The 14541-nt window shown below is 42.2% G+C and carries 17 protein-coding genes; all 17 read left to right on the forward strand.

Annotated elements, in window-relative coordinates; translation table 11 throughout:
- On the forward strand, nucleotides 1-538 hold a 538-nt coding region (locus ABWY16_RS03080), incomplete at its 5' end, for an ExbD/TolR family protein (RefSeq protein WP_353903185.1).
- Between the two features lie 30 nt (nucleotides 539-568).
- Nucleotides 569-1390 carry an energy transducer TonB gene (locus ABWY16_RS03085; RefSeq protein WP_353903186.1) on the forward strand — a complete coding sequence of 274 codons (822 nt, stop codon included), beginning with the start codon at nucleotides 569-571 and terminating at the stop codon, nucleotides 1388-1390.
- A gap of 7 nt (nucleotides 1391-1397) precedes the next feature.
- Nucleotides 1398-1622, forward strand: a complete 225-nt coding sequence (locus ABWY16_RS03090) for a hypothetical protein (protein ID WP_353903187.1) — start codon at nucleotides 1398-1400, stop codon at nucleotides 1620-1622.
- Entirely contained in the window at nucleotides 1623-2528 is a 906-nt protein-coding gene (locus ABWY16_RS03095; protein ID WP_353903188.1) for a substrate-binding domain-containing protein, read from the forward strand.
- A 169-nt stretch (nucleotides 2529-2697) separates the two neighbouring features.
- Nucleotides 2698-4428 carry a tetratricopeptide repeat protein gene (locus ABWY16_RS03100; RefSeq protein WP_353903189.1) on the forward strand — a complete coding sequence of 577 codons (1731 nt, stop codon included), beginning with the start codon at nucleotides 2698-2700 and terminating at the stop codon, nucleotides 4426-4428.
- Between the two features lie 81 nt (nucleotides 4429-4509).
- Nucleotides 4510-4881, forward strand: a complete 372-nt coding sequence (locus ABWY16_RS03105) for an NADH-quinone oxidoreductase subunit A (RefSeq protein ID WP_353903190.1) — start codon at nucleotides 4510-4512, stop codon at nucleotides 4879-4881.
- 107 nt (nucleotides 4882-4988) lie between these two features.
- On the forward strand, nucleotides 4989-5531 hold the full coding sequence (locus ABWY16_RS03110; RefSeq protein ID WP_142527630.1) for an NADH-quinone oxidoreductase subunit B: 543 nt from the start codon (nucleotides 4989-4991) through the stop codon (nucleotides 5529-5531).
- Nucleotides 5531-6031, forward strand: a complete 501-nt coding sequence (locus tag ABWY16_RS03115) for an NADH-quinone oxidoreductase subunit C (protein ID WP_353903191.1) — start codon at nucleotides 5531-5533, stop codon at nucleotides 6029-6031. Before ABWY16_RS03110 ends, ABWY16_RS03115 begins: the two co-directional genes overlap by 1 nt.
- Before the next feature lie 4 nt (nucleotides 6032-6035).
- Nucleotides 6036-7250 (forward strand): NADH-quinone oxidoreductase subunit D, encoded by a 1215-nt coding sequence (locus ABWY16_RS03120; RefSeq protein WP_142527628.1) that lies wholly within the window; start codon nucleotides 6036-6038, stop codon nucleotides 7248-7250.
- Nucleotides 7243-7755, forward strand: coding sequence for an NADH-quinone oxidoreductase subunit NuoE family protein (locus ABWY16_RS03125; protein WP_353903192.1), 513 nt, complete (start codon nucleotides 7243-7245; stop codon nucleotides 7753-7755). The genes ABWY16_RS03120 and ABWY16_RS03125 overlap by 8 nt, the downstream gene beginning before the upstream one ends.
- Nucleotides 7755-9122: an NADH-quinone oxidoreductase subunit NuoF gene (gene nuoF, locus ABWY16_RS03130; RefSeq protein ID WP_353903193.1), complete on the forward strand. Its 1368-nt coding sequence runs from the start codon at nucleotides 7755-7757 to the stop codon at nucleotides 9120-9122. Before ABWY16_RS03125 ends, nuoF begins: the two co-directional genes overlap by 1 nt.
- Before the next feature lie 17 nt (nucleotides 9123-9139).
- Nucleotides 9140-10144, forward strand: coding sequence for an NADH-quinone oxidoreductase subunit G (locus ABWY16_RS03135; protein WP_353903194.1), 1005 nt, complete (start codon nucleotides 9140-9142; stop codon nucleotides 10142-10144).
- Nucleotides 10144-11181, forward strand: coding sequence for an NADH-quinone oxidoreductase subunit NuoH (gene nuoH, locus ABWY16_RS03140; protein ID WP_353903195.1), 1038 nt, complete (start codon nucleotides 10144-10146; stop codon nucleotides 11179-11181). Before ABWY16_RS03135 ends, nuoH begins: the two co-directional genes overlap by 1 nt.
- A 33-nt stretch (nucleotides 11182-11214) precedes the next feature.
- Nucleotides 11215-11715: a NuoI/complex I 23 kDa subunit family protein gene (locus ABWY16_RS03145; protein WP_353903196.1), complete on the forward strand. Its 501-nt coding sequence runs from the start codon at nucleotides 11215-11217 to the stop codon at nucleotides 11713-11715.
- A 74-nt stretch (nucleotides 11716-11789) separates the two neighbouring features.
- Nucleotides 11790-12287 carry an NADH-quinone oxidoreductase subunit J family protein gene (locus tag ABWY16_RS03150; RefSeq protein ID WP_353903197.1) on the forward strand — a complete coding sequence of 166 codons (498 nt, stop codon included), beginning with the start codon at nucleotides 11790-11792 and terminating at the stop codon, nucleotides 12285-12287.
- A complete protein-coding gene (gene nuoK, locus ABWY16_RS03155; protein WP_090558106.1) occupies nucleotides 12287-12616 on the forward strand; it encodes an NADH-quinone oxidoreductase subunit NuoK in 330 nt (109 codons plus the stop codon). The genes ABWY16_RS03150 and nuoK overlap by 1 nt, the downstream gene beginning before the upstream one ends.
- A 21-nt stretch (nucleotides 12617-12637) precedes the next feature.
- A complete protein-coding gene (gene nuoL, locus ABWY16_RS03160) occupies nucleotides 12638-14530 on the forward strand; it encodes an NADH-quinone oxidoreductase subunit L (protein ID WP_353903198.1) in 1893 nt (630 codons plus the stop codon).
- Nucleotides 14531-14541: the final 11 nt, after the last annotated feature.

Consider the following 14541-nt stretch of genomic DNA (forward strand, 5'->3'; position numbering starts at 1 on the left):
GGCAGAATTAGATACCTCCAGCGGGGGTGGCAAAAAAGGAGGAGGCAAGGTCAGGAGTAAGAAAGCATCTACGAAAGTAGATTTAACCGCGATGGTTGATTTAGCCTTCTTATTGATTACCTTCTTCATGTTGACCACCACGCTGAGTAAACCACAGGCGATGGATATCGCTAAGCCGGATAAGGACGATAAGAACGAAACCAAATTAGAACTAAGGGCGTCTCAGACAATGACAATTTTATTGGGTAAAAATAATAAAGTTGCATGGTACATGGGCGAAGCTGGTAAAACAGCGCCGGAAATTCAGAGTTTCAGTCAGATCAGACAGACTATCCTGGACAACAAGAAAAAAGTAAAAGAAAGTACTGGTAAGGATATCGTAATGGTAATCAAACCTACTTCTGGTGCTAATTATAAGAACTTTGTTGACATCATGGATGAATTGTTAATCACAGGCATTAAAACTGCCCCGGCGATTGATGATGAGAATATCCTTGATAATGAGAAAGCTTTCATGAAACAACAAGGTATTTTATAATACAATTATTAACAATTTAAATAACAAGCAATGTTCGGTTCTAAAATAGATTTATTTGACAAAGAATGGCTTGATGTTGTATTTGCTAAAAAGAACAAGTCGTACGGAGCTTATGAGCTTCGTAAGGAAAATGGCTCAAATACAAGCAAGGCATTATTTTTGGCATCGGCAGTCTTCATATTTCTTTTCCTTCTACCTAAGATCGTTGATTTGATCAAGGGGCAAATGCCGGAAGAAGAGATCGTGAAACAAACTGAAGTTGTCGTAGCTCCACCGCCGCCGGTGGATCCAAAAACACCACCACCGCCACCAGTGGAGCCACCGCCACCAAAGACGGATCAGATCAAGTTCCCTCCTCCGATTGTAAAACCGGATAACGAGGTTCGTGATGAAGATCCACCACAGGTTGAGCAGTTGAAGGCAGCTGATCCGGGACAAAAAACTATCGAAGGTGATCCTGGTGCGGACATCGTTGTAGTTGGTCCGGTAGGTGAAGGCCCTAAACAAGCAGCAGTAGTAGAAGATACCAAAGTTTATGACTTTGTGAGTATTGAGACTCAGCCAGGTTTCCCTGGAGGTATGGAGAAGTTTTACGGATACCTAAGTAAAGCGATCAGATATCCTCCTATGGCTCAGGAGAACAATATCCAGGGTAAAGTATTCTGTTCTTTCGTAGTAGAGAAAGACGGACGCTTAACCGATATCAAAGTAGAGCGTAAATTAGGCGGTGGTACTGATGAAGAAGCCGTGAGAGTATTAAAGGCAAGTCCGAAATGGACTCCTGGTATTCAGAATGGTAAGCCGGTTAGGGTGAAGTATAATATCCCTATCAGCTTTACATTATCTAACTAATATTACGATGTTGAACTTCAATACATTTAAACAGAAATCGCCTCAACAGCGGTTTCTGTTCATTTTAGGGCTAGTGATGTTCGCCATGTATCTGGTGCTTGGAGTGGCTTTGATCTTCTGGAAAGACATTCCGTTTGACATTAAGCCCACCTACCGGATTTTATTTGGCCTGCTGCTGATCGTTTATGCAGGAATAAGATTTTACCGGTTAATCAACCAAAAAGACAATTAAATGAACAAGCTATTTTTTCTGCTCCCGGTTATTCTGTTTGCAGCCTGTAAACCGAAAGGTGCAAAGGAACCAGTTGAGGAGACCCGTACATCCGGAACAGTAAAGCTGATTGTAGATGAAAGCTTTTCTTCTGTTCTTGCTGATCAGATAGAGGTCTTCAAAGTTGATTACCCCAATACCCGGTTCGACCTGATACAGGGCAGTGAAAATAATATCTTACCGGCATTTTTGAAAGACAGTGTACGTGCGGCAATCCTGTCCCGTGTGCTCACAGCGGATGAAGAAAAAGCCTTTACCAGACGCGACGTAAGGATTTCTACATCCAGGTTTGCAATTGACGGTATAGCTCTGATCACAGGAAACGATAACCCCGATTCTACCATTACGGCAGATGAAGTGATAGGCTTGATGAAGGGAAACAATCCAAAGGGGATAAACCTGGTTTTTGATAATGCGAATTCAAGTACACTGCGTTATTTTAAAGAACTTGCGCAGGTAAAAGAGTTACCAAAATCAGGGATATATACTTTAAGTACCAATAATGACGTTATTAAATACGTCGCAGAACACAAAAGCTATATTGGAATAGTGGGTGTCAACTGGTTGCTCAACGGGCACCGGGATAGTTTTGATTTCACCTCTCAGGTGAAATTGCTGGGTGTTAAAAATGTAAAAGGTAAAAAAGGAGATGATGCATTTTATAAACCTGCCCAGAAGAATCTGATTGATGGTGTTTATCCTTTTTTAAGAAATATTTATATCATTAAGGCAGAAGTGAAAAACGATTTAGGCACGGGTTTTGCCAATTGGTTAGTCAGCCAGCGGGGTCAGCTGATCGTTCTTAAGTCGGGACTTGGCCCAAATCGCATGAACTCCAGGGACATTAATATAAAGAGTGAGAATTAAATATTATATTGAGCCCGGATTACAAATTGATTATTTAATAATATATTTCGGTGTTAATGCAAATAATCACCTATGAAGCCTGCACGGTGAGTTCTAGCTTCATCGGAATTATGAAATCACATTAAAGAGGAATAACAAGAATAAATACTGAAAAACAAACAACGAACAGATGAAAATGACAAAGAAAGCAATAACCTTAAGTTTAGGTTTAGTAGTGATGGGTTCTGCCTCTTTTGCTCAAAATTTAAATGACGCAAAAAAAGCTATTGATGGAGAACAATATGCGAAAGCTACATCAATGCTGAAATCACTGGTAAGTTCACAAGCCGGTAAAGGAGAGAACTATTTTAGTTTAGGCGATGTATATCTGCAAAATGATTATGTTGATTCTGCTAAGGCAGTATTTAATAAAGGAATCGCTGCTGATCCGAAGTATGCATTAAACTATGTTGGTTTAGGTAAAGCTGAGTTAGCCTCTAACAATCCAACCGGTGCCAAAGCGGATTTTGATAAAGCACTTGCTGCTGCTTCAAAAAAGGATTACCTTCCATACATGTACATTGGTAAAGCTTATGTTGAACAGGATAAACCTGATTTCGCTGCTGCACTGCCTATGTTACAAAAAGCTGATGAACTGGATGCAGCTGATAAAGACCCTGAAACATTTGTTGCTTTAGGTGATTTCTACGCAGCACAGAAAAAGAACTCTGAAGCGTTAAGCAACTACCTGCGTGCTTTAAATATGAATGAAGCTCAGGTAAGACCGAAAGTTCAGATTGGAAGAATGTACAAAGAATCAAGAGCATTTCCTGAATCTGAAACACAATTGAAAGAAGTAATCACTGCAGATCCTAACTATGGTCCTGCCTACCGTGAGATCGCTGAGCTTTATATGCAATGGGCTAACTTTGAGCCTGCAAATTTCGCAGCCAAATCAACAGAAGCGATTACCAACTATAAAAAATATCTTGACCTGACTGACAAATCTTTCGATGCAAGATTACGTTATGCACAGTTCCTGTACTATGCTAAAGACTTTAAAGCTTTAGAAACAGAAACTGCTGACCTGGCTAAATTATATCCAAACAATCAGAAAGCTTTGGTGATCCAACGTTTACAGGCTTATTCAGCTGCTGAAAACAAAAACCCTGAAAGCTTGAAACTGTTAACTGATTTTTTTGCAAAAAACTCTGATACTACACGTTTAATCGCTGCCGATTACCTTTATTTGGGTAAAGCTCAGTTATTGGCTAATCAGGACAGTTTAGCTTTAATCAGCATCACTAAAGCAGTAGCTAAAGATTCAACTAACGTTGAGGCATTAGAAGACGTAGGTAAAGCATTATATGGTAACAAAAAGTATGCTCAGGCTGCTGAGGTTTATAAAAATGCAATCAAGTTAAATCCAAACGGTAAAGGTTCACTGACCAACTATTACTATTTAGGTTCTGCGAACTATTACAGGTATGCAATTGCTGATCAGGCGAAACAAAATCCGGACAAAAAGATCCTTGTTGAAGCTGATTCTGCATTGGCTTTCATTAACAGAACTGCTCCTGAATTTACTTTGGCTTATATCACAAGAGGTCGTGTGGCACGTTACATGGATGACCAGACAAATCCAAAAGGATTGGTTATTCCTTTCTATCAGCAGTATATTGACCTGGTTACAGTTAAAAAACCGGAACTGGCAACTCAACCAGCTGAGAAACGTAATATCCTTGAAGCATACGCTAACCTTGGCTATGCTTACATGAGCACAGATAAAGCAAAAGCTGCTGATTATTTCAACAAAGCACTGGCTATTGATCCTGCATACGCAAATGCTGTAACAGGTCTTAAATCATTAACTGCACCAGCTCCGAAAGCGGCAGCAAAGGCAGCGCCTAAAAAGAAATAAACATTATAAATAATACAATTTGAAAAGGCAGGGTTGATATCCTGCCTTTTTCTTTTACTTTTGTATCCAAATTCAAATTATATGGAAACCCAAAGTCTCCCTTCAGATTTTCTCCCAATTATTTTTCAGGTTATCGTAGCCTTGGGATTTGTTGTAGTAACGCTGATTGCTACACACTTTTTAGGTCCTGCACGGAAGACAAAAGATAAGCTGGGTACGTTTGAAGCGGGAGTAAAGGTGGTAGGTAATGCACGCCAGCCCTTTTCCATTAAATACTTCCTGGTGGCTATTTTATTCGTACTATTTGATGTGGAGGTGATCTTCATGTATCCATGGGCGGTTAATTTCAGGGACCTGGGCTGGTCTGGGCTGATTGAAATGTTTATTTTCATGGCCACACTTTTACTGGGCTTTATTTACATCCTGAAAAAGAAAGCACTCGACTGGAACTAAACTATTTAGATCGTTTCTAAATCTGGTTGCGTTCATCTCAATTGCTTCTAAATATTGTAGATTTGTGGTTCATTCTGTATTGGAATGAGCCTTTTTTGTTTTATGATATGAGTGACATCAATATAGTAGACGCGCCTCCGGGCATTGAAGGATCTGGGTTTTTCGCCACATCTTTAGACAAGGTCGTCGGCCTTGCCCGCTCCCATTCATTATGGCCCCTACCATTTGCTACATCCTGCTGTGGAATTGAATTTATGGCTACCATGGGTTCACACTATGACCTTGGCCGTTTCGGTTCAGAGCGATTGAGTTTTTCTCCCCGTCAGGCAGATCTGTTAATGGTTATGGGCACCATCGCTAAGAAGATGAGTCCTGTATTAAAACAAGTCTATCTTCAGATGGCAGAACCACGCTGGGTAATGGCTGTTGGTGCATGCGCATCAAGCGGAGGTATATTTGATACTTATTCTGTGCTGCAGGGTATCGACGAGATTATTCCGGTAGATGTTTACGTTCCCGGCTGTCCGCCGAGGCCTGAAGCTATCCTGGATGGATTTGGTAAGATCCAGGAGCTGGTAAGGAATGAGTCTGGCAGAAGAAGGCATTCTGATCAATACAAACAAATGTTGGCTTCATACGGAATAGACTAATGGCTGAACTGAGCAATGAAGATCTGATCAAATTACTGGGCGATAAATTCGGTAATAAAATAACCGGCCTGAATGAGCCTTATGGCTTGCTAACTGTTGAAACAACAAAGGACGTAATTATTGATGTCCTGGGTTTTTTGAAAGAAAGCGCAGGAACAGGATTTAATTACCTTACTGATATCACTGCTGTTCATTATCCCGAAAAAAACCATATTGCTGTCGTGTATCACTTACACAACATGGTAGATAAGGTCAGGATCAGAATAAAGGTGTTTATCCATGAGCAGACACCAACAATTCCAACCGCTACTGTTCTCTGGAACGGTGCAAACTGGATGGAAAGAGAAACTTATGACTTTTTCGGAGTTAAATTCGAAGGTCACCCGGATCTGAGAAGAATATTGAATATGGATGAACTGAATGTCCATCCCATGCTGAAACAATATCCTTTGGAAGATCCAAACAGAGTTGATAAAAAAGACGAATACTTTGGTAGATAAGAACATGAATCACAATCAACCAGTATATACAGACAACGATCCACAGAGTGAACTGGTGACCCTGAATCTGGGGCCTACTCACCCGGCTACCCATGGTGTTTTTCAAAATGTACTTCAGTTAGACGGAGAGCGCATTGTAAGCGGAGTATCTACAATCGGATATATTCACCGCGCTTTTGAGAAAATAGCAGAACACAGACCATTTTACCAGATCACCCCGCTGACAGACAGGTTAAACTACTGTTCATCGCCGATCAACAATATGGGCTGGCACATGACAGTAGAAAAATTATTGAATATCAAAATGCCTAAACGTGTTGATTATCTGCGGATCATCATCATGGAACTGGCACGTATCTCAGATCATATCATCTGTAATACGATCATTGCACAGGATACCGGTGCTACCACTACCTTCCTTTATCTGTTTCAGTTCAGAGAACATATCTATGAGATTTACGAAGAAGTATGTGGAGCACGTTTAACCACTAATATTGGGCGTATCGGCGGATTTGAAAGAGATTTTAATGACATCGCCTTTGCAAAGATCAATAAGTTCCTGAAGGAATTCCCTGTTGCACTGAGGGAATTTGAAAGTCTGCTTAACCGTAACCGTATTTTTATTGACCGTACTGCAGGTGTTGCCTGTGTTACCCCTGAGGATGCCTTAAGTTACAGCTGGAGCGGCCCTCTGCTGCGTGCTACCGGTGTGGATTATGACGTTCGTGTAAATGAGCCTTACTGCTCTTACGAAGATTTCGATTTTGAAGTTCCTGTTGGCACAAGCGGTGATATCTACGACCGTTACCTGGTACGTAATGAAGAAATGTGGCAGAGTGTGAGCCTGATAGAACAGGCTATGGAAAAACTCAAACATGAACCTGCAGGTGTTTTCCATGCAGATGTTCCTGATTTTTATCTTCCTGCCAAAGAAGAAGTATATAACAATATGGAAGCACTGATTTACCATTTCAAAATTGTGATGGGAGAGATCGATGCGCCAAAAGCTGAAGTATATCATGCTGTTGAAGGCGGAAACGGCGAGCTTGGATTTTATTTGATCAATGATGGCGGAAGAACTCCTTACCGTCTGCATTTCAGGAGACCAAGTTTCATCAATTACTCAATGTATGCGAAAATGAGTGAGGGAATGCTGTTATCTGATGCCATTATCAACATGAGTAGTATGAATATTATTGCCGGAGAATTAGATGCTTAAAGTAGAAGAACAACAACCTGTAGAGTTTTCGCCAGCTTTGATCACAAAGTTTGATGAGATCTCCAATAGATATCCTGAAGGCAAACAGAAGTCGGCCTTATTGCCGGTACTGCATGAAGTACAGGCAGAACTGGGCTGGTTAAGTGCCCGCGCAATGGATAAAGTAGCAGAGTACCTGAAAATTGAACCTATTGAGGTATATGAAGTTGCATCTTTCTACAGTATGTACTTCCTCAAACCACAGGGTAAATATATGCTTGAAGTATGCCGTACCGGGCCTTGCTGTCTGGTAGGTGCAGAAAAGCTGATGGATCATATTGAAGAGACACTAGGCGTGAAAGAGGGTGAAGTTACTGCAGATGGCCTGTTCAGCTGGAGAGGGGTAGAATGCCTGGCAGCCTGTGGCTTTGGCCCGGTATTACAGATTGGCCCTGAATACACATTTTATGAAAACCTTGACGAGCAAAAGGTAGATACATTGATAGCAGACTTACGCAATAAATAATGGCACGTAAACTCTTATTAGAACATATAAACGTACCAGGCATCAATACACTTGATGTTTACCGTCAGAAAGGCGGTTACCGTGCTGTAGAAAAGGCTTTGAAAACCCTGACCCCTGATGAAGTGGTAGAAGAGGTTAAAAAGTCGGGTTTACGCGGACGTGGTGGAGCAGGGTTTCCAACGGGAATGAAATGGAGCTTTTTGGCGAAACCGGAAGGTGTTGCACGCTACCTCGTTTGCAATGCAGATGAGTCTGAACCGGGTACCTTTAAAGACCGTTACCTGATGACATACATTCCTCATGCTTTAATTGAAGGAATGATCGTGGCAAGTTATGCCCTGGGCGCTAAAACGTCTTATATATATGTTCGTGGCGAAATGATGCCGCAGATCAGGATCCTTGAAAGAGCGATCGCTGAGGCAAAAGCCGCAGGTTTCCTCGGGAAAAACATTTTAGGCTCAGGTTATGACCTGGAGTTATACGTTCAGCCTGGTGGCGGCGCTTATATCTGCGGTGAAGAAACTGCCCTGTTGGAATCCCTTGAAGGAAAAAGAGGAAATCCAAGGATTAAACCTCCTTTTCCAGCTATTGCCGGACTGTATGGCTGTCCAACGGTGGTAAACAATGTTGAATCTATTGCCGCTGTGGTGCCTATCATTAACGAAGGCGGTGATGAATATACAAAAATCGGTATCGGACGCAGTACAGGTACTAAACTGATCTCAGCTTCGGGTAACCTCGTGAGACCGGGAGTATACGAAATTGAACTGGGCCTGCCTGTTGAAGAATTTATCTATTCTGATGAATACTGCGGTGGTATTGCCAATGGAAAAAGACTGAAAGCCACTGTGGCCGGAGGTTCTTCTGTACCGGTATTACCAGCAAACCTGACGCTTAAACTGGCGAATGGTGAACCAAGGCTGATGAGTTACGAATCACTTTCAGAAGGAGGATTTGCTACCGGGACCATGATGGGTTCAGGTGGTTTTATCGCTTTTGACGAAGACCAGTGTATCGTAAGAAATACCTGGAACTTCTCCCGTTTTTACCATCATGAGAGTTGCGGACAGTGTTCGCCCTGCCGTGAAGGAACCGGATGGATGGAGAAAGTACTGCACAGACTGGAACATGGTCATGGAAAAATGAGCGATATCGACTTGCTGGTTGACGTTTCCAGGAAGATCGAAGGAAATACGATTTGTCCTTTGGGGGATGCTGCTGCATGGCCTGTCGCCAGTGCAATCAGGCATTTCAGGGATGAATTCGAATGGCATGTCAGAGAACCGCTGAAAAGCCAGGAGACAAATTACGGGATCGCAAAATACGCGGAGCCGATTGCCAAAGCAGAAGTGACTACAGATAACTAACGAGAATATCTTTAACAATGAGTGAAAAAGTTAAGGTAACCATAGACGGGATAACTGTTGAAGTTGAGCCCGGAACAACGATCCTGAATGCTGCAAGGCAGATTGGAGGGGATATTGTGCCTCCTGCAATGTGCTATTATTCTAAGCTGGAAGGCAGTGGCGGGAAATGCCGTACCTGTATTGTAAAGGTAAGCAAGGGTTCTGAAAAAGATCCGAGACCAATGCCCAAGCTGGTAGCATCCTGCCGTACAACGGTAATGGACGGAATGGAAGTGCAGAATATTACTTCTCCTGAAGTAATGGAAGCGCGTGCAGGTGTTGTAGAGATCCTGCTGATCAACCATCCGCTGGATTGCCCTGTATGTGACCAGGCAGGTGAATGTGATTTGCAGAACCTGGGTTATGAACACGGCCTACAAAAAACAAGATATGAATTTGAGCGCCGTACTTTCGAAAGAATAGACATCGGCGATAAGATCCAGCTGCATATGAACCGCTGCATATTATGCTACCGTTGTGTCTTTACAGCTGATCAAATCACAAATAAACGTGTTCATGGTATTCTCAACAGGGGAGACCACTCTGAAATATCTACTTATATCCAGACCGCAGTCGACAATGATTTCTCCGGGAATGTAATCGACGTTTGTCCGGTAGGTGCATTGACTGACAAGACTTTCCGTTTCAAAAACAGGGTGTGGTTTACCAAACCTGTTGATGCGCACAGAGATTGCCCTACCTGTAGTGGTAAAGTGACTTTGTGGTATAAAGGAGCAGATGTTTTACGTGTTACTGCACGTAAAGATATTTATGGCGAGGTTGAAGAGTTTATCTGCAATACCTGCCGTTTTGAGAAAAAGAGGACTGATGACTGGGTCATCGAACATCCAACGCATATCAGCGATGCATCAGTGATCTCTTCCAATCACTATGAAACCATGATACCATTGCCTGTTATTCAGGAAAACCTGCGTTTACAGGAAGCTAACAAAGTTGAATTGGAAAAAACTGCTAAATTCTAATGGATATCACATTTGTAATAGAAAAATTCATACTTGTAGCTATCATTTTTGGTATAAGTTTAGTGATCGCGATGTATTCTACATACGCGGAAAGAAAAGTTGCTGCATTTTTACAGGACAGGCTCGGACCTGACCGTGCTGGCCCGGCAGGGATGTTCCAGCCACTGGCTGACGGGCTTAAAATGTTCATGAAGGAAGAAATCATCCCTACGCATGCCAATAAATGGCTGTTTATGGTTGGTCCCGGATTAGCCATGTTAACCGCCTGTATTGGTACTGCGGTTATTCCATGGGGTAGCCAAATTACTATTGGCAGTAAGGTTATACCACTGCAGGTTACAGATATCAATGTAGGTGTTTTATACATCTTTGGTGTTGTTTCGCTGAGTGTTTACGGTGTAATGATCGGCGGATGGGCTTCAAACAATAAATACTCGCTGCTGAGTGCTATTCGTGCAGCTTCCCAGAACATTAGTTATGAGGTAGCAATGGGATTGGCTATCATCGCATTACTGCTGGTAACAAACACCTTAAGTTTAAAAGAAATTGTAGAACAGCAACATGGCTGGCACTGGAATGTGCTCTATCAGCCACTGGGCTTTATCCTTTTTATCGTATGTGCTTTTGCAGAAACGAACCGCGCACCATTCGACTTACCTGAGTGTGAAACGGAGCTGATCGGTGGATACCATACTGAATATTCATCAATGAAACTGGGCTTTTACCTGTTTGCGGAGTATATAAACATGTTTGTGTCTTCAGCAGTGATGTCTACCCTATACTTTGGAGGATATAACTATCCCGGTATGGACTGGGTTGCGTCTGTAGCAGGACCGGTACTAGCCCCGCTGATTGGAACGGCTGTGCTGTTTGCTAAAATATTTGCATTCATCTTCTTCTTTATGTGGGTTAGATGGACAATTCCGCGTTTCCGGTATGATCAGCTTATGCATTTGGGCTGGAAAGTGCTGATGCCGCTGGCAATAGCAAACGTGATCATCACGGGTATCGTGATTGCAATAGTAGAAAAGTTTTAACTATCCGCTCTGCGGAATATAAAAGGAGGTTTAATGGAACCATTAACCAATAAAAAGAAAGTATTAATACAAAAGCCACTGACATTTGCTGAGCGGATTTACCTGCCGGCATTAACAAAAGGTTTGTCTATTACTATCAGTCACTTCTTCAAAAAAGAAGCGACCATCAGGTACCCGGAGGTTGAGCGCGAAATGTCCATCAATTGGAGAGGAATGCATTCTTTGAAAAGGGATGAAGATGGGAGAGAGCGCTGCACTGCTTGCGGGCTTTGTGCATTATCATGCCCTGCCGAGGCGATCACTATGATTGCAGCTGAGCGTAAACCTGAAGAGAAGGATCTTTACAGGGAAGAGAAATATGCTTCTGTGTATGAGATCAACATGCTCCGCTGTATTTTCTGCGGTTTATGTGAAGAAGCCTGCCCTAAGGAAGCGATCTACCTGGATGGTCCTATTGTACCTTCAGATTACCTGCGCAAGGATTTTATCTATGGTAAAGACAAACTGGTAGAACAACCTTTGGTACAGAAATAAGAAATCGGGGCTTTATGCTCCAGCTATAATAATTATACATTTGCCGCTTTCCGGCGCTAAAACAAAAATAATAAATGGGTACATCAGTATTCTATCTGGTCGCTTTCTTAAGTATCTTCTTTTCACTGATGGTGATCTTCGCGAAGAACCCTGTGCACAGCGTACTTTACCTGATCGTAACTTTTTTTACGTTCACCGTTCATTACATCCTGCTGAATGCCCAGTTTCTGGCAGTGGTAAACTTCATTGTTTATATGGGTGCAATCATGGTATTATTCCTTTTTGTACTGATGCTGCTCAATCTCAACAAGGATAACGAACCCCTGAAATCAGGATTGGTTAAAGTGGTAGGTATAGTTGCGGGATGCTGCCTGGTGGTTACACTTATCGGGTCATTAAAAGCCACAGCGGTTTCTAATCCTTTGGTGCTGCAGAATGTAAACCTTGGACTGGTTAAAAACCTGGGTAAAGAATTGTTCGGCCCTTTTATGCTGCCATTTGAATTGTCTTCGATTCTGTTGCTTACAGCAATGGTAGGTGCCGTATTGTTAACTAAAAAAGAAAAAGTATAGTGGGAAACATTACTCAAGATTTACAGGGCGTACCGCTTAACCATTACATCTGGTTGAGTGCCATTATTTTTACCATTGGCGTAATAGGCGTACTTACCCGCAGAAATGCTATCGTAATTTTTATGTCGGTAGAATTGATGCTGAATGCGGTTAATTTATTACTTACCGCTTTTTCAGTACATAGCAATGATCCATCAGGACAAGTATTTGTATTCTTCATCATGGCACTGGCAGCAGCTGAAGTTGCAGTGGGCCTGAGTATCATCGTGATGGTTTACAGGAATACACAGTCTACAGATATTAATGTATTGAATCGCCTTAAATGGTAATTATTAAGAATAAATTATAAAATGATAAATTTAGTTTGGCTGGTTCCGTTAATTCCTTTGTTAGGCTTTGTGATCAACGGTCTGGGGAGAAATACATTATCTAAAAATCTGATTGGTTTTATAGGGAGTGGCGTTATTCTCATCTCTTTCGTTATTAGTGTCGGTATCTTTTTAGCACTCGGCAGTGACTCAGTAAAATCACACGAGATATTTTTATTTGACTGGATCAGTGCAGGATCATTAAAAATCCCGCTGGCGTTCCTGGTAGATCCGCTGAGTTCGATTATGCTCCTGATCATTACGGGCATCGGGTTTCTCATTCATATTTATTCTATTGGATATATGCATGATGACGAAGGTTTTGGTAAGTTTTTCAGTTACCTGAACCTGTTTATCTTTTTCATGCTCCTGCTGGTTCTCGGATCCAACTACATTGTGATGTTTATTGGATGGGAGGGCGTAGGTTTATGTTCTTACCTGCTGATCGGATTCTGGTTTACCAATTCCAGCTATGCTGCAGCAGCAAAAAAAGCTTTTGTGATGAACCGTATTGGTGATTTAGGTTTCCTGATCGCTGTGTTCCTCATTTTCACTACTTTCGGCAGCGTTGAGTTTGCAAAAGTCTTTCCGCTGGCAGGCAATATGCTTCCCGGAAATTCATCCATTGCACTAATTGCTTTGCTATTATTTGTCGGCGCCTGTGGTAAATCGGCACAAGTACCCCTGTTTACCTGGTTACCGGATGCGATGGCAGGCCCTACACCTGTATCGGCACTGATCCATGCCGCTACAATGGTAACTGCAGGTATCTATATGATTGCACGTTCCAATGTTCTTTTTGACCTTGCTCCGGTAGTACAGCATGTAATTGCTGTCATTGGTCTTGCTACTGCTGTACTTGGTGCCGTGATCGCAATGACACAAACTGATATTAAAAAGGTTTTAGCCTATTCAACGGTATCACAGCTGGGCTATATGTTCCTGGGACTGGGTGTAGGCGCATATAACGGATCTTTCTTCCATGTGATTACCCATGCGTTCTTCAAAGCTTTATTGTTCCTGTGTGCAGGATCAGTGATCCATGCGATGCACCATGAGCAGGACATGAGACATATGGGTGGTCTGCGTAAAAAACTACCTGTAACTTTTATCACCATGCTGATCGGAACTATCGCAATTTCAGGATTACCTCCGTTTTCAGGTTTCTTCTCTAAAGACGAGATTCTGGCGCATGTGTATGAACACAACAAAGTAATGTGGGGTATCGCTGTGTTTACAGCATTCCTGACGGCTTTCTATATGTTCAGAATGATCTTCCTGACTTTCTTTGGTACTTACAGGGGAACACACCATGCAGAAGAGAAGATCCACGAATCTCCCTCAAGCATGACTTTCCCGTTGATCGTACTGGCTGTTCTGTCGGCAGTAGGCGGGGCACTCGGCATTCCGGAAGCACTGGGTGGCCATCACTGGCTATCGGGCTGGCTGGCACCTGTTATTCCGCATCATGCGGGAGCAGAAGATTTTGCTACTGAATATATCCTGATGGCAGTATCTGTTATCGGTGCAGTGATCGCTATTGTCATAGCTTATTTCAAATATGTAAAACAGAACCATGTACCTGTGGCTGATGAAAGCAAAAGGACTGCCCTGGCTGATCTGTCCTATCATAAATTTTATATTGATGAGATCTACAATTTACTGATCACGAAACCTCTGGATGCGATTTCAGGATTCTTTTATAGGGTATTTGATAAAAAGATTGTGGACGGTATTGTAAACGGATTGGGTTGGAGCACCTCTGAAGCCAGTAAAGGTGTAAGGCTTTTACAATCCGGTAATGTTGGTTTCTATATTTTTATGATGGTGGCTGGAATCATCTCGTTGTTATTGTATACTTATTTATCTCTATAAAGGACCGTCCA

This window comes from Pedobacter sp. (assembly GCF_040513095.1).
In the GTDB taxonomy this organism is placed as follows: Bacteria; Bacteroidota; Bacteroidia; order Sphingobacteriales; family Sphingobacteriaceae; genus Pedobacter.